Here is a 14,488-nt window from a genome sequence, read left to right on the forward strand (position 1 = left end):
CAGCAGCTAGGTCCGGGTGCCCCGGTCCCTCTGGCCTGGGGCGCCCGGAAATCTCGGAGACGGCCGATCCTAGGGACGTCTCAGGTTCTCCGAGTGGCTGCCCTTTCGGCGTATGCCGTGAGAGACCTTTCGACCCGGTCGGCGGTCCCTTTCAGCAGGTTGTCGAACCACATGGTCCCGTCGAATCTGGGGATCAGCTCGACCTGCAGGCGGTTGTTGAATTCGTCGACGAGCTGGTGGAAGCCGCGCCCTTCAGCGAGGGCGAGTGATCGCCAGTAAGGGGAGGCGTAGAGAGCGGTCGTCGTGACGGTCTCCGGGTAATGGGCTATGAGACGTCGGTGGTTGCGGTTGCTGCCGTACTGGAGCAGGGGAAGGGCCCGAACGCGTCGCGCCGTGTCCTCCTGGCGGAAGCTCCGGCCGGCGAGTTCGGTCCAGAGGGCGGCTCCGTACTCGTAACACTTGCTGAGGACGGCGGGACCGTGCTCGTGGAGAAGGCGGTGGTGGCGTTGCTGGGCGTGGAGCACGTCGGGGAGGTCGGAGAGATCAGCCTGGATCAGGTAGTGGCCCGCGGGCTGGCCGATCCAGAGCCGGTGGCGGAGACAGACCTGGTCGTGGAAACGCGAGCGCCAGGCGGTGACCTGGCGGTTGCGGTCGTAGCTTCCGGTGCGCCGCGCAACGCAAAGACGGCAGGGAACGCCAGGGAAGAAGTCCGGGCGCTGGGGATGGTTCGTCATCGACTTCTGGCCGAGATTGGGGATCGCCCTCATCAGGCTTTCCGGGGGCTGCCCGCTGGCCACGCTGAGCCGGTCGATGTAGCTCTGCCGTGACTCCAGCCAGTAGCTCTGCGCGAGGGCCCTTTGAGGACGGATCCCGTTCGCCTCGGCCAGCCGGTGCAGGTAGGACGTCTCGCTCTCCTGCGGGAACGGCGTAACGGGGCGAGGAAGCAGACGGATCAGCCAGTAGTCGGTCGGCTCGCTCATCCGGCCCTCTGCTGGGAGGAGCTCTCGCTGTTGTGGTCGATCCGGGTCTTCTTCAGCTGGCCCAGGGTGATGCGCTCGCTCTGGTCGAGGATCGCGGAGATGGCCGCAACACGGATCAGGTGGGAGAGGCTTCCGATCACGCCGCCGGTGCGTTGGTGCAGGTAGTCGGAGAGATCCACCAGGGTGTTCGGCCGATGGCGGTGCAGACGCAGAGTGTTTTCCAGAGTGGCGATCAGTGATCGCCACTCCGCGCTACGAGGGAAGGGCCCGGTGCGGACCAGAACGCAACGTCCGCCCATCTGTCGGCCGCGGATCCCGGTGAACACGCCGGACTGCTCGACGTCGATACCTGCATAGACGAAGGTCGCGGGCAGGTGCTCAGTGAAGTACTTCAGGTGGTCTGACAGGTCCTCACCGGCGGTCGTGCCGTGGTTCAGCAGGTGGATTTCGTCAACGAGAACAAGATCCGTGCAGGCCTCGATCATCACCTGGCAGACGACGTTGGTGATGTCGATCGTGTTGTGCCGGGCTGAGACGGAGGGCAGGCCGAGGAAGCGGGCGAACTCGATGGCGAGCTTGCGAGGTGACCCTTTGGGTGGGGCGGTCAGATAGACGACGGGGATCCGGTCGCTGTCCGGGTAGCGCTGCCGGACGCGCAGTTCGTGGAGGCGGCCGAGCTGCTTGAGAGCGGTGGTCTTGCCCGTCGTCTGCTGGCCGGAGACGATCAAACCCCGCCGGGCGCCGGATTCACGCTGGTTGAGCAGGGTCAACAGGCGTCCTAGGTGGGCGATCTCCCGGACCGCCGCAGTGCGTACGACCTGAAGCTCGGAGTGATAGAGGACGCGAGCATCGTCGTAGAGCTCCTGATCGGCAGGGCCCAGCGAACGCCACCGGCTTTCGGGCAGCAACTCGAAGGCCGCCTGGTCGGCCTCGACGAACTGGCGCCAGCCGGTGAGCTGCGTGGTGGGATCACGACGTGTCTCCAACAGGCCTGCGGTGCCGGCCGTGTCCGGCTCCGGTGTGTTCACCACCACTTCTCAGCCTCCTTGCGGGCGTCGAAGATTCCGAGCGGGACGACATCGGCGAGGACACCCTCGTCTCCATCCGGTTCCTCCGCGACAGAAGGCGGTGGCTCAACAGGCTCGGCAGGAGTTGGCCGAGGCCATGAAGGAACGCTGGTCGAGCGAGTGCGGGCGGCGACCTTGCGGTCCTTGCGGGTGCGACCAGAGGGCTTGCCCGCTGTGCTCTGGGGACCGTCAGCGGCCCGGTCCAGGAGCGCGACCGCAGCCTGCGCGATCTCCCCCTCGGTCACCGGATCGGCACCCCGCTCGGCAAGAACGCGACGAGCGTGGTCCCAGGCCAGTTCACCCATCGGCATCGGAGCGGTGCGCAGATGACGCCAGATCGCGGTGATCCAACCGTCCTCACGGTGATTGCGTACCCAGATGCGCGAGATGTCGTAAGGGTCATAGTGGACCTCCCACCCCTTCCCGTCTGTTCCGGTGCCGGACGGCTGGCGGCGGAACGGAGTCAGCTCCACGCTGTCGTAGGTGCGGTGGCCCAGCCGGATGCCGTAGGAGTTGATCGTCCGGCGGCAGCGGGGCAGCAGCTCGATGTACTCCTCCGAAGTGAGGGCAACCAAGACGTGCCCGGCCGCGGCGACCAGGGCCGCGTACTTCTCGTTCGGGCTCAGTGCTTTGCCCGGCATCAGCGGGTCGCGCAAGCCGTCGTGCGGACGGTTCTGCCAGATCACGATCCATTCCTGGAGCAGTTCCTGGAGCTGGTGGATCGACCAGACCGCCTGTGCTGCGGGATCGGTGCCGCGGTGTTCGGCGCTGCGGCCCTTATGCCGGCCAGGTGCGAGACGAACATCGTGGCCACCGAGCCCAGCGTCGTCTCGATGTGCGGCTTGTCCGTCGGGGTTTCGGGGTGGGCGGGCTGGAAGGAGATGCCCAGCGACTGGCAGGCCGAGCGGAACGTGTTGGAGATGTAAGCCTTGCCCCGGTCACAGACGATCATCTCCGGTGTGATCACCGGGATCGCCGCTGCCTGGGCAAGCCGTTCGTCCAGCGCTGTGAGGGAGGCGTGCGGCAGCACCGAGCGGGACATTCGCAGCGCGTCCGACCAGCCCGGACGCATCGGCTCCGGCGTCATCGCCCTCGCCAGCAGCAGGGCGGCGTCCACCGCCTTCGTCGAGGGCCGCAGCACCGCAGCGGACAACGTGCGGGTCGCGATGTCGACGATGCCAGTCAGCTCCACGGTGTCCACCGTGCCGTCATCGTGAACGACCAGCACATCCAGCGGAGTTGAGTCGATCTCCATCGCCTCGCCCGGCCGGGACGCGGTCAGCTGGCCGAACATGCCGTCGGGCTGCTTGGCCAGCGAGCGGCGGGTGCGGGCCGAGCCCAGCGTGTGCCGGCCGGAGGAGACCGCCTTGAGCAGCCGGTAGAACGTCGCCCGTGACGGCAACGGCACCACCCCGGCCCCGTGCTCGCCCTCCAGGCGGCGTTCCATCCGGCGCCGCAGCACCTGTGCAGGAACCGTGGACCGGGCAGTCTGCTCCTCCACGACCTTCCGCAGAGCTGCCACCACCCGCCTGTCGGCGCGGCCCGTGCCGTCCGGGACGGACCGCAGCCGCGGATCGACCAGACCGAGTACACCCTCCCGCTCGAACCGGGCCCGCATGTCTTGCAGCACGGTCAACGACACTGTCGTCCCCGCCGCTTCCAGTTCGGTGACCTTGGCCAACTCCCGCTGCCGTAAGGAGCGGGTGGCCGGGTCGTACTCGCCTCGCATCGGTCCGTGCGGGTCCTCGGCTGGGCAGCCGGTCAGCATCTCCACCAGGTGCCGCTGCCACCACTCGGCCCGCTCAACCGCCTTGGCGGGAAGTCCCTCCAGCACCCCGGCCGCCGGAACCACTGTGCGCACCGGTCCCGGTGTGAGCACCTCGAAGTCCTCATCGGCCAGCAGATGGGCGAGCATCACCACGCTCGCCGACTGTGCCTCGTCGACCAGCCGGACCGCAGTCCCCTCTAGCGCCGCCACCGTCTGGAAGCGGCCGTCGAAGCGGACCAGGTCACCGGTTCGACAGCCGTGGACGCAACGGCATCCTGGCCCCCTTCCCGCACTGTGCCGAGCCGGACCTCCGTGTCAGCGGCCAACAATCCGGCCTCCAGGTCCGTAGTCAGGGCCTGCCGCCAGAGCAGGTGAAACAGCACCGGAAGCACCGCGATCGGATCGCCCACGCGGCGAACCCCGTGCAGCAGTCCGCCGCCCTCGGTGAAAACCGTCATCAGCCGGGCTGCGACCCCGGCGCGGTGCACTCGCGGATGCCGATACCCCGCCAGCCAGCGGACGTTCGCCATCAGCACCGCATCCGGCACCCCCACCCGAGTGAAATCCCAGCCCACCAGCGAACACGCCATCGCCGTCGCGGTGAACTTCACCGCATCGAGCGGCTCGATCCGGTCATCGGGGCGGACATCAACAACCAGGGCAGTGCCGTCCGCGCGACGTGCGAAGAAGTCCGGCGTGTGCCGGATCCGCTTCCCCTCCGATCCCGTCCACGACAGTCGGAACGGCTGCGAGGCCATGCCCGTCACCGACGGATCGAAGTCGAGCAGCACCAGCCGGTCTCGCTCCAGCCACGACTCGTAGCCCACGTGCCCGCCGCAGGTCGCCGACCAGTACCAACCGCACCAGTTGCCCTGCCCCCGGAAAGCCGGGAATCGGCGCTCGGGCCGTACCGACTCGAACGTCACCGGCCACAACTGCCCTAGCGCACCACGCTCACGGACTCCGGCGGCGCTGACGTACTCCAGCTCGAAGTCCTCCGCCGACAACACGCTCGCATCCACCCAGGTCTCCGGTACGTCGTCGACCAGACACGACGACCGTACGGAGAGCAGCGATGACGTACCCGGAGAAGACCGAGACACCCCACCAAATGCCCGGAGATGACTGAGACGTCAGCTCACTTGCCCGGAGGTGACTGAGACTGCACGGACATCACAGAGACAGGACATGTCCGGTCTCGCTCAAGGTGAGGCAGCGTGAGTGTCTGACCGGGGGTGCCTCAGTTTGAGTGAGACGGTGGCGGCTTGGCTGTCTCGCTCAATCCGAGGTGTCGCGCTGAGTGTCCGAGGTCATCTGCATAGGGGCGGCGGCGACCAGCAGTGCGGCGAACATGATGGGGGCGGCTGTCTGGTATCCCATCCAGACTTCACCTCCGGCGCTGCTGCCCTGCCACGCCATCAGGAGGCCAGCCAGGGCCGCCAACCCCCAGCCGCTGTCATAGGCGATCATGAGCTGCGTGTAAGTGCGCATCGACCGGCTGCGCGTGTATCCGATCTCGATGCCGCCGCCGATCAGCAGAGCCACGCCTGAGACGACCATCAGCCAGGCCGGCGTGCCGAGTAACCGGCCGAGCGGGGCAGCGCCAGCGATGTAGACAGCGGCGAGCAACACCTTGAAGGCGCCATCGGCGATGGCTCCCACCGTCTGGCGGGTCACGCGCGGTGCCACGACCTGGGCCATGAGCGTCCTCCTTGAAGGTCTTCCCGATTGGTTCCGTAACGAGATTACGGTAATAATCAAACTATGAGAATGACGAGAGCGGAGGCCAAGGAACGTAACCGCCGGGCCTTGCTGGACGCTGCGTTCCAGGTCGTTTCCCGCGACGGGTACCGGGCCAAGGTTGAGGAGATCGCCGAGCGTGCCGACCTGACCACCGGTGCCGTCTACTCACTGTTCGGGAGCAAGAACGGCCTGGTGGTTGCCCTGGTCGCCGACTACCTGCGGCCGTACTACGAGGAGATCGAGCAGGCGGTTCCCGCTGGACTTGATCTGCTTGAGGCGGTCGACGCCTTTGCCCGGTACTACCGGCGCAGTTGTGACGCGCCGGACGCGTTGCCCCGCCTGTCGCTTCAGATCACCTTGCTGGACATGGCCCTGCATGACCCAAAGCTGGGGTCCCAGCTCGCCACGTCCATCCGGGCGCAGGAGAACCATCTGATCGCGCTGTTCACCGGAAGGTCGCACAACGGAAGCGTTGTGACGTCGCATCAGGCACAACGTCTGACCACGGCGCTCAGGGCACTGTTCGTCGGCCTCAGCCAGGGAGTCCCCCTCGGTCTTGCCCCTGGTGCCGACGAGCAGTACTTCGCCGACGTTGCCCGCGCTCTGGCATCCGGGATGTCCCTCATGGATCACGATGCGGATGCTTCGTGATGGTCAGTCAAGATGAGGCGTCTTCGTGTTCACCGTCGTGAGTCAGATCTGCGACGACTTCCACCAAGCCGACAAGGCCGTTGCGGAGCCAGGGGAGTGTGATGCCTCGGGGGCGGTCGTCCAGGTGGAAGGCTTGCTCGAACTCGATCTGGGTGGTGCCGGAGAGGTGTCCGACTCTGCGTTCGACCTCCGGCCGCTGTGCCAGGGAAATGATCAGCTTCGTGAACCTGGCGGCTTGAGGATAGTTGGCGGCTCGTTTGAGCCGTGGTGTTCGATGGACTGCGAAACGGTCCGGGAGAGCCCCGTTGCTGGGTCGGTAGATGCGCTGGAGCACGGCTTCTCTGTCTCGGTGCACCAGTGCCCGATTGTCTACTTCCGTCCAGAACTTTTCGCACCGGCGGTAACACTCAAAAAGAATGGAGGCGCCGTGTCGGCGTTCGAGCCGGTCCAGCAGAATCTGAGCCTGCACGATTTCCGGAGCCTGTGACAGGTCGATCTGTTTGGAGTCGTTCGGGTGTCCGTAGCTCAGCCAGCGCTGATGGCGGATGCAGACGTTGTCATGGAACCCTCGGATGTAGACGTGGATGGGCTGGCCGTTGCTGCCGGAGCGCCAGGCGCAGAGGTCGCAGGCGGGCCGGTGGTTGACGATGAAGGTCTCGGGTGGCGGGACGATGTCAGGAGCCTGGTGCCGCAGTTCTGGCAGCGCCCAGAGCAGTGTGGTGCGGGGCTGGCCGCTGATGAGCTCCAGCCGCTCCAGTTCGTTGAGCGGGCACTGGAGCCAGCGTGACGGGTTGCGCATGGTGCGGAACTCGGTCTGGTTCGCGGCAGCCAGGCGCCGACGGTAGGAGTTGAGCGTCTCGTTCGCGAACGGGGTGACCGTATGGGGCAGCGGACGGAGCAGGACGGGAGTGAAGGGCAGTGAGGTGACGGGAGCAGGACCTCTCTGGCGGCCGTTCATCCGGCTGCCCTGCCGCGTCGGGCTTCGCCCCGGAAGGCCCTTTCACTGGCGTGGTCGACGTGGATGCCGTCGAGCCGGCGGCGGGTGATGCGTTCGCTGCCGTCGAGAATTGCGGAGATCGCGGCGGCCCGGATCAGGTGGGAGAGACTTCCGATCATGCCTCCGGTGCGCTGGTGGAGGTAGGGGTGCAGGCTGGCGAGGATGTCGGCCGTGTGGTGGTGAAGCCGGAGCGTGGCCTCCATCGTCACCACCAGCGCCTCCCATTGGGAGTTGAGCGGGAAGGGTCCGGTGTGCAGGAGTGTGCAGCGGCCGGCGATCTGGTCGCCGCGGATACCGGTGAACAGTCCGGAGTGCTCGACGTCGATGCCCGCATAGACGAAGGTCGCGGGCAGGTGCTCCGTGAAGTACTTGAGGTGGTCGGACAGTTCTTCACCGGCGGTGGTCGCCAGGTTCATCAGGTGGATCTCGTCGACCAGGACCAGGTCGGTGCGGGCCTCGATGAGAACCTGGCAGACGGCGCTGGTGATGTCGACCGTGTTGTGCCGGGGAGAGATCGCTGGCAGCCCGAGGAACCGGGCTAACTCGATGGCGAGTTTGCGGGGTGATCCCTTGGGCGGGGCGGTGACGTAGACGACGGGACCCGCCTGCTGTCCGGGTAGCGCTGCCGGGTTCGCAACTCGTGCAGTCTGCCGAGCTGCCGCAGAGCGGTGGTCTTCCCTGTGGTGCGTTCACCCGAGATGATCAGGCCCCTCCGGGCGCCGTGCTTCCGGCGGTTGAGCAGCGTAAGCAGTCTTCTCTGGTGGGCGACTTCGTTGACCGTGGACGTCCGCACGACTTGCAGTTCGGAGTGGTAGTCGATGCGCCGCTCGTTGTAGGAGTTGCGGACCCGGTCGTCCATCACCTCCCAGCTTCGGACGGAGGCGAGTTGGAAGGTGGCCGCGTCCCTGTCGATGAAGTGCCGCCACCCGGCCAGTGTCGTCGGCGGCTCGATGCGCTCCTCGTCTGTGGGTGTCATGCCGTCGTCGGAAGGGTTCACCACCATCGCTTCGCCTCCTCGCGTGCGTCGAAGATGCCCAGCGGCACCACCTTGGCCAACTCCTCGGTCTCCTCGGATTCTTCGGAATCGCGGACCGTTTCGTCCGGCAGCGGCTCCTCGCGTCCGGGCGGTTCGGGCCGGGGCCAGGCAGCGGTGCTGGTTGCCCGGGTGCGGGCTGCCGCTTTGCGGTCGCGCCGCTCGTCTGCTCGGGTTTTCCCCTTCTGCCGCCGGACGGGATGGTCGTCGGGGCCGTCGGTTGCCCGGTCCAGCAGCTCGACCGCGGCGCGGGCGACGGCTTCCTCGTCCGGCCTGCGCTGTTCACGTTCGGCCAGTACCTGGTGGGCCCGGTCGAAGATCAGCTCACCCATGGGGACGGGCGAGGTGCGCAGGTGGCGCCAGGTCGCGGTGATCCAGCCGCCTTCGCGGTGGTTGCGTACCCAGACGCGGGAGATGTCGTAGGGGTCGTAGTGGACCTCCCAGAGCCTGCCGTCCGGACCGGCGCCGGAGGGCTGGCGCCGGTAGGGCCCAAGCGCGCGGGCGTCGTAGGTGCGGTTGTTGATCCGCACCCCGCCGGGGCCTATGACCCGTCGCTCGCGGGGCATGAGCTGGATGTACTCCTCCTGGACCAGGGCGACCGGCACGTATCCGGCCGCCGCGACCAGCGCGGCGTACTTCTCGTTCGGACTCAGCGGACGGTCCGGCATCAGCGGGTCCCGCAGACCGTCGTGCGGCCTCGTCTGCCAGACGGCGACGGCCCACTCCTGCAAGAGTTCCTGGAGTTCGTGGATGGACCAGGCCGCTTGCGCGGCAGGGTCCTTGCCCCGCATCTCGGCGCTGCGGCCGGTGTAACCGGCAACGTACTGGGCGAACATCGTCGAAACCGAGCCCAGCGTCCGCTCGATGTGCGGCTTGTCGGTCGGAGTGTCGGGGTGAGCGGGCTGGAACGAGATCCCCAAGTGACGGCAGGCGTTGCGGAAGTTGTCCGAGAAGTATGCCTTCCCACGGTCGCTGACCACTGTCTCTGGGACGATCACCGGCTTCGCGGCGGCCTGGGCCAGCCGCTCGTCCAGCGGCAGCAGCGAGGTGTAGGGCAACACCGACCGGAACATGCGCAGTGCGTCCGGCCAGCCGGGCCGGACCGGTTCCGGTGTCATCGCCCGTGCCAGCAGCAGTGCGGCGTCGACCGCCTTCGTCGACGGCCGCAGCACCACTGCCGCCAGCGTCCTGGTCGCCAGGTCCACCAGCCCGGTCAGTTCGCAGCGGTCCACCGTCCCGTCGTCGTGGACGACCATCACGTCCAGCGGCGTGGAGTCGATCTCCATCACCTCGCCCGGCCGTGCTGCCGTGAGCTGTCCGAACATCCGCTTCGGCTGTTTGCCCAGCGAGCGGCGGGTGCGGGCCGAGCCCAGCAGATGCCGTCCCGTCGAGACAGCCTGAAGCAGCCGGTAGAACGCGGCCCGCGACGGCATCGCCACCGTCCCGGCGCCGTGCTCGTCCGCCAGCAGGCGTTCGACCTGGCGCCGCAGCACCTGCGCGGACACCGTCGCCTCATCAGTTCGGCCGTTCACGACCTTTTCGATCGCCGCCACCACCCGCGGATCGGCCCTGCCCGTCCCCGTGACGGGCCTGACCAGGCGCCGGTCCACCAGCCCCGCGACCCCCTCGCACTCGAAACGGGTGCGCAGCCTCTGCAAGGTGCTCAGGGCCACCTCCTCACCGGCCTCCCGCAGCTCGGCGAGTTTGGCCAGCTCCCGCTGGCGCACCGAGCGCACTTCCGGGTCGTACTCGGCCTTCACCGGCTTGCCGGGATCAGCATCCGGGCGGCCAGTCATCAGCTCGGTCAAGTGCCGCTGCCACCACCGGACCCGTTCCGCTTCCTCCTCGGGCAGTCCTTCCAGTACCCCCTCCTCCGGCAGCGGCGGGCGGGACGGGCCCGTGCCGAGCACGGCAAATCCCTCAGAGGCCAGCAAGTGACCCAGCAGCACCACGCTCGCGGCCTGGGCATCGTCGACCAGTCGCACCGCCGTTCCATGCAACGCGACGACGCTGTGCTCGCACCCTTCGTAGCGGACCCGGTCACCCAGCGACAGAAGCCGCGGACGCGTCGGCATCGCTCCCCACCTCCCCCGTAGCCGCAGGCGCCAGTCCCACCACCGTCGCCGCCGACAACCGCTCACCGACCAGATCCACGGCCAGCTCCCGGCACCACAGCAGATGGAAGAGCACCGGCAGTACTGCGATCGGGTCTCCGACCGTCCGGGCCCCCGCGAGCAGGCCCTGATGCTGGACAAACACTCCTCGCAGACGATCCGCCACCGGCCCACGCCGCACCCTCGGATGCCGGTAACCCGACAGCCAGCGCAGATTCGCCGCCAGCACCGGGCCGAGTACCCCGACCCGCTCGTAATCCCAGCCGACCCGAGCGCAGGCCACCGCCGTGGCCGCGAACTTCGCCGCGTCCTCCGGCTCGACCAGCTCATCCGGACGCACATCCAGCACCACGACCCTGCCGTCCCGGCGGCGCACGAAGTAATCCGGCGTGTGACTGATCCGCCGACTCCGGCCGTCACACCGCCACGACAACCGAAACGGCTGCGAGATCAGCCCGCACACCTCCGGCTCAGCATCCAGCCGCATCAGGTGGCTCAGCTCCACCCACGACTCGTAACCCACCAATTCCGTGCTGGTCGCAGCCCAATACCAACCCGGGAAGTTGCGCTGCCCCCGGTACGACGGGAAAACCCGCACCTGCCCAGCCGACTCGAATCGGACCGGCCACATCACCTCAAGCGGCCCGCCACGCAGTTCACCCCCGGCGTCGACGTACTCAAGCCAGAAGTCCTCCGCCTCCACCAGCCACCCTCAACTCGGTGCGCTGAACAGCTCCAACGACCGTAGAGAGCGGAAGGGGCCGCTGCCTCAGGTTGACCGAGACACCGCACCAGATGCCCGAGATTGAGCGAGACGTGCAACCAGATGCCTCACGACGACCGAGACTGCCTCAGCTACACAGAGACACGACAAACAGGACAAGTGGCGGGCGAGAGAAACGACGTGGCGTGGCGCACTTTTGCAAGCGGGCGCTTGCAATAGTTAGCAAGGGTGCTGCACCATCGAGGCATGGCATCACTCAACGTCGGCAATCTCGGCGAGTATCTGCGCGAGCAGCGGCGCTCCGCGCAGCTGTCGTTGCGGCAGCTCGCCGACGCCGCCGGAGTGTCCAATCCGTATCTGAGCCAGATCGAGCGCGGCCTGCGCAAGCCGAGCGCCGAGGTTCTGCAGCAGGTCGCCAAGGCCCTGCGGATCTCCGCCGAGACGCTGTACGTGCGGGCCGGGATCCTCGACGAGAAGGAGCGGGACGAGCTGGAGACGCGCGCCGTCATCCTCGCCGACCCGTCCCTCAACGAGCGCCAGAAACAGGTGCTGTTGCAGATCTACGAGTCGTTCCGCAAGGAGAACGGCTTCGACGCGGCGTCGTACGCGGACGACGACAGTGATGCCGGCCCAGAGCACCCAGAGCACCCAGAGCACCCACCCTCGAGCTGACAAGCCAAGCACAGCTGACCAGGCTGACAAGCCGACGCGAATCCGGGAGGACCAATCGTCATGGCCATCACCGATGACCTGCGCAAGACCCTCAGCAACCCCACCCCCGCGTACTTCGTCGCCGGGTCCGCGGACCTCGCCTTCCAGCAGGCGAAGAAGGTCCCGGGTCTCGTCGAGCAGCTGATCGCCGAAGCACCGACGCGTATCGACGCGGTGCGCAACACCGACCCCAAGACCGTCCAGGACAAGGCCGCCGCCCGCGCCAAGGAGGCGCAGGAGACCCTCCAGGCCAAGGTCACCGAGGTGCTCGGCACGCTCGACACCGACCTGAAGAAGCTCGGCGAGACCGCTCAGGACTTCGCGCTGCGCGGTGTCGGCGTGGCCGCCGAGCTCGCGGTCAAGGCGCGCGAGAAGTACGACGAGGTCGCCGAGCACGGCGAGCAGGCCGTGAAGTCGTGGCGCGGTGAGGCCGCCGAGGAGATCCTCGACCTGGCCGAGACGGTCGAGCCCGACGACGGCACGGAGTCCACGGCGACGGAGGCCTCCGCGCCCGGTGCGGCTGTGGTCGCCGAGCCCAGGAGCGCGGCCCCCGCCCCGGCGAAGAAGCCGGTCGCGAAGAAGGCCCCGGCCCGCAAGACGACGGCGAAGAAGACCACGCCGCCTGCCAAGTAGGGCTTCGACACGCCTTCGGCGTGTGTAAGGGGCGGGCACTCACCGCGTGCCCGCCCCGTTGACGGGGTAGCGGGTACGGTGGCCGCGTAATCGATGAGCCGAGACTGGTGGTGGACGTTGTGCTGATGCAAGGGTTCGCGAACTTCATGTGGCTGCTGTCGCTGGCCCTGATCGTCTTCAGCGGATTCGCGCTCATCGACGCCGCCATCCGGCGCGAGGACGCCTACCGTGCGGCGGACAAGAAGACCAAGCCGTTCTGGCTGATCATCCTCGGCCTCGCCTTCGTGGTGAACCTGCTCTTCCCGATCCTGTCGTTCCTGCCGATCATCGGCCTCGTCGCCACGATCGTGTACATGGTCGACGTGCGCCCGGCGATCCAGCAGATCACCGGCGGTGGCCGCGGCGGCCGTCGCGGCGGCTCAAGCAGCGACGGCCCGTACGGCCCGTACAACGGCGGCCGGTAGCTCTCCTGACGGCGTGGGGGCCGACAGCTCCTACGGCGCCGTCACCGCGGACCGGGCGCCCGGTCCAGGAGCAGCACCGCCACGTCGTCCGTCAGGTCCCCGCCGTTGAGATCGCGCACCTCGTTCACGGCGGCCTCCAGCAGCCCGTCGCCCTGGAGTCCCGCGGCGATCTGGCGGCGGATCATCTCCACCATGCCGTCCTGCCCCAGACGCTGGTTGCCCTCGCCGATCCGGCCCTCGATCAGGCCGTCCGTGTAGAGCATCAGACTCCATTTGCCGCCGAGCTCCACCTGACGGCGCGGCCAGCGGGCGCGCGGCAGCAGTCCGAGCGCCGGGCCGCCGTCCTCGTACGGGAGGAGTTCCGCGGGGCGCCCCTCGCGCGCGATCAGCGGCGACGGATGCCCGGCGAGGCAGAGACCGGCCCTGCGGCCGTCCGGGGCGATGTCGACCGTGCAGAGCGTCGCGAAGATCTCGTCGTCCGAGCGCTCGTGCTCGAGGACCTTCTGGAGCGTGGAGAGCAGCTCGTCACCGCAGAGCCCCGCGAAGGTCAGCGCGCGCCAGGCGATCCGCAGCTCCACGCCGAGCGCCGCCTCGTCGGGGCCGTGGCCGCAGACGTCGCCGATCATGACGTGCACGGAGCCGTCGGGGGTGCGCACGGTGTCGTAGAAGTCGCCGCCGAGTAGCGCGCGGGAGCGGCCGGGCCGGTAGCGGGCGGCGAAGCGCAGCGGTGAGCCCTCCAGGAGCGGCGTGGGCAGCAGGCCACGCTCCAGGCGGGCGTTCTCCTGTGCGCGCAGGCGGGACTCGGTCAGCTGGCGCTGAGCGGCGTCGGCGCGCTTGCGCTCCACCGCGTACCGGATGGCGCGGCTCAGCAGTCGTCCGTCCAGCTCCTCGCGGAAGAGGTAGTCCTGGGCGCCGACGCGGACGGCCTCGGCGCCGCGCTCGGAGTCGTCGTTCGCGGTGAGCGCGAGGACGGCGTGCCGGGGCGCGAGGCGCAGCACGTGCTTGAGGGCGACGAGCTCGTCCTCGTCCGCCTCGGCTGCGCCGGGCGCGGGCAGGGCGAGGTCGAGCAGGATGCAGTGCACGTCGTCCGTGAGCAGCCGCTCGGCCTCGGTGAGGTTGCGGGCGGTACGGATACGGATGGGCTTGCCCGCGGAGTCGAGGAGCTCGGGAACGCTCAGCGAGCCCGCCGGGTCGTCCTCGATCACCAACAGGCTCAGCCCGGTGCCGGTGCCGGTGCCGGCGCTGTGGCCGTTGCCGCCGCTGTTGCTGTTATTGCTGTTGTTGTTCGCTGTCGGGGCGTGGGCGGGCGCCGTCGTGTCGTGCGGGGGCGCCGCATGAGCCTGACCGCCTTCCGCGGCCGGGATCGCTCTCTGCCGCGGTATGGGTACGGGCATCGTTTGCTTCCTTCCCTCCCCCCGAGGGCATGGCGCCACGCAGGTCGACGCGGCACCGACGGGACGATAGCGGTAGCCGTGCCTCCAGCGGAATGGCGCGCGGCAAACGGCCACCGTCATATGCCGCATCCAGGAACGCACTTGGGCACGGCGGGGTCCCGCCAGGGATGACGAACATCACGCCGGGAGGGTTGAGCAACCGGGCGCCG

Annotated in this window: 15 protein-coding genes and 1 pseudogene; 4 read left to right on the forward strand and 12 right to left on the reverse strand. The window is 68.2% G+C overall.

Going from position 1 to position 14,488, the window contains the following annotated elements:
- Positions 1-80 precede the first annotated feature (80 nt).
- From AB0N81_RS02680 to AB0N81_RS02705, 6 genes are all read right to left on the reverse strand, one after another.
- Positions 81-980, reverse strand: coding sequence for a TniQ family protein (locus AB0N81_RS02680; RefSeq protein WP_365354994.1), 900 nt, complete (start codon positions 978-980; stop codon positions 81-83).
- Positions 977-2,014 (reverse strand): TniB family NTP-binding protein, encoded by a 1,038-nt coding sequence (locus tag AB0N81_RS02685; protein ID WP_365354996.1) that lies wholly within the window; start codon positions 2,012-2,014, stop codon positions 977-979. Before AB0N81_RS02685 ends, AB0N81_RS02680 begins: the two co-directional genes overlap by 4 nt.
- Complete coding sequence (locus AB0N81_RS02690) at positions 2,005-2,733, reverse strand: Mu transposase C-terminal domain-containing protein (protein ID WP_365354998.1); 729 nt, start codon at positions 2,731-2,733, stop codon at positions 2,005-2,007. Before AB0N81_RS02690 ends, AB0N81_RS02685 begins: the two co-directional genes overlap by 10 nt.
- A complete protein-coding gene (locus AB0N81_RS02695; RefSeq protein WP_365355000.1) occupies positions 2,730-4,025 on the reverse strand; it encodes a hypothetical protein in 1,296 nt (431 codons plus the stop codon). Before AB0N81_RS02695 ends, AB0N81_RS02690 begins: the two co-directional genes overlap by 4 nt.
- Positions 4,013-4,837 (reverse strand): TnsA-like heteromeric transposase endonuclease subunit, encoded by an 825-nt coding sequence (locus tag AB0N81_RS02700; protein WP_365355002.1) that lies wholly within the window; start codon positions 4,835-4,837, stop codon positions 4,013-4,015. Before AB0N81_RS02700 ends, AB0N81_RS02695 begins: the two co-directional genes overlap by 13 nt.
- Before the next feature lie 256 nt (positions 4,838-5,093).
- Entirely contained in the window at positions 5,094-5,516 is a 423-nt protein-coding gene (locus AB0N81_RS02705; RefSeq protein WP_365355004.1) for a hypothetical protein, read from the reverse strand.
- A 69-nt stretch (positions 5,517-5,585) separates the two neighbouring features.
- Here AB0N81_RS02705 and AB0N81_RS02710 point away from each other — a divergent pair, with 69 nt between their 5' ends.
- Positions 5,586-6,209, forward strand: coding sequence for a TetR/AcrR family transcriptional regulator (locus AB0N81_RS02710; RefSeq protein ID WP_365355006.1), 624 nt, complete (start codon positions 5,586-5,588; stop codon positions 6,207-6,209).
- Positions 6,210-6,216: 7 nt separating this feature from the next.
- On the opposite strand, the gene AB0N81_RS02715 is transcribed toward AB0N81_RS02710, so the two are convergent.
- From AB0N81_RS02715 to AB0N81_RS02735, 5 genes and pseudogenes are all read right to left on the reverse strand, one after another.
- On the reverse strand, positions 6,217-7,167 hold the full coding sequence (locus AB0N81_RS02715; RefSeq protein ID WP_365355008.1) for a hypothetical protein: 951 nt from the start codon (positions 7,165-7,167) through the stop codon (positions 6,217-6,219).
- Positions 7,164-7,790: pseudogene (locus AB0N81_RS02720) on the reverse strand (TniB family NTP-binding protein); the annotation flags it as partial. The pseudogene AB0N81_RS02720 and the gene AB0N81_RS02715, both read right to left, overlap by 4 nt.
- Positions 7,745-8,209, reverse strand: coding sequence for a hypothetical protein (locus AB0N81_RS02725; RefSeq protein WP_365355010.1), 465 nt, complete (start codon positions 8,207-8,209; stop codon positions 7,745-7,747). The gene AB0N81_RS02725 and the pseudogene AB0N81_RS02720, both read right to left, overlap by 46 nt.
- The gene (locus tag AB0N81_RS02730; RefSeq protein WP_365355012.1) at positions 8,200-10,314 is read right to left on the reverse strand and encodes a Mu transposase C-terminal domain-containing protein; all 2,115 of its coding nucleotides are present in this window, start codon (positions 10,312-10,314) and stop codon (positions 8,200-8,202) included. Before AB0N81_RS02730 ends, AB0N81_RS02725 begins: the two co-directional genes overlap by 10 nt.
- Positions 10,280-11,056 carry a TnsA-like heteromeric transposase endonuclease subunit gene (locus tag AB0N81_RS02735; RefSeq protein ID WP_365355014.1) on the reverse strand — a complete coding sequence of 259 codons (777 nt, stop codon included), beginning with the start codon at positions 11,054-11,056 and terminating at the stop codon, positions 10,280-10,282. The genes AB0N81_RS02730 and AB0N81_RS02735 overlap by 35 nt, the downstream gene beginning before the upstream one ends.
- 267 nt (positions 11,057-11,323) lie before the next feature.
- Between AB0N81_RS02735 and AB0N81_RS02740 the strand changes: the two genes are divergently transcribed.
- The 3 genes from AB0N81_RS02740 (at position 11,324) to AB0N81_RS02750 (ending at position 12,885) form a co-directional block, all read left to right on the forward strand.
- Complete coding sequence (locus AB0N81_RS02740) at positions 11,324-11,749, forward strand: helix-turn-helix domain-containing protein (RefSeq protein ID WP_365355016.1); 426 nt, start codon at positions 11,324-11,326, stop codon at positions 11,747-11,749.
- A 60-nt stretch (positions 11,750-11,809) separates the two neighbouring features.
- Positions 11,810-12,421 (forward strand): hypothetical protein, encoded by a 612-nt coding sequence (locus AB0N81_RS02745; protein WP_365355018.1) that lies wholly within the window; start codon positions 11,810-11,812, stop codon positions 12,419-12,421.
- Between the two features lie 125 nt (positions 12,422-12,546).
- Entirely contained in the window at positions 12,547-12,885 is a 339-nt protein-coding gene (locus tag AB0N81_RS02750; protein ID WP_365355020.1) for a DUF2516 family protein, read from the forward strand.
- Between the two features lie 41 nt (positions 12,886-12,926).
- On the opposite strand, the gene AB0N81_RS02755 is transcribed toward AB0N81_RS02750, so the two are convergent.
- Positions 12,927-14,279: a SpoIIE family protein phosphatase gene (locus AB0N81_RS02755; protein WP_365355022.1), complete on the reverse strand. Its 1,353-nt coding sequence runs from the start codon at positions 14,277-14,279 to the stop codon at positions 12,927-12,929.
- Between the last annotated feature and the right edge of the window lie 209 nt (positions 14,280-14,488).

The sequence above is a fragment of the Streptomyces sp. NPDC093510 genome (assembly GCF_040683555.1).
GTDB lineage: Bacteria > Actinomycetota > Actinomycetes > Streptomycetales > Streptomycetaceae > Streptomyces.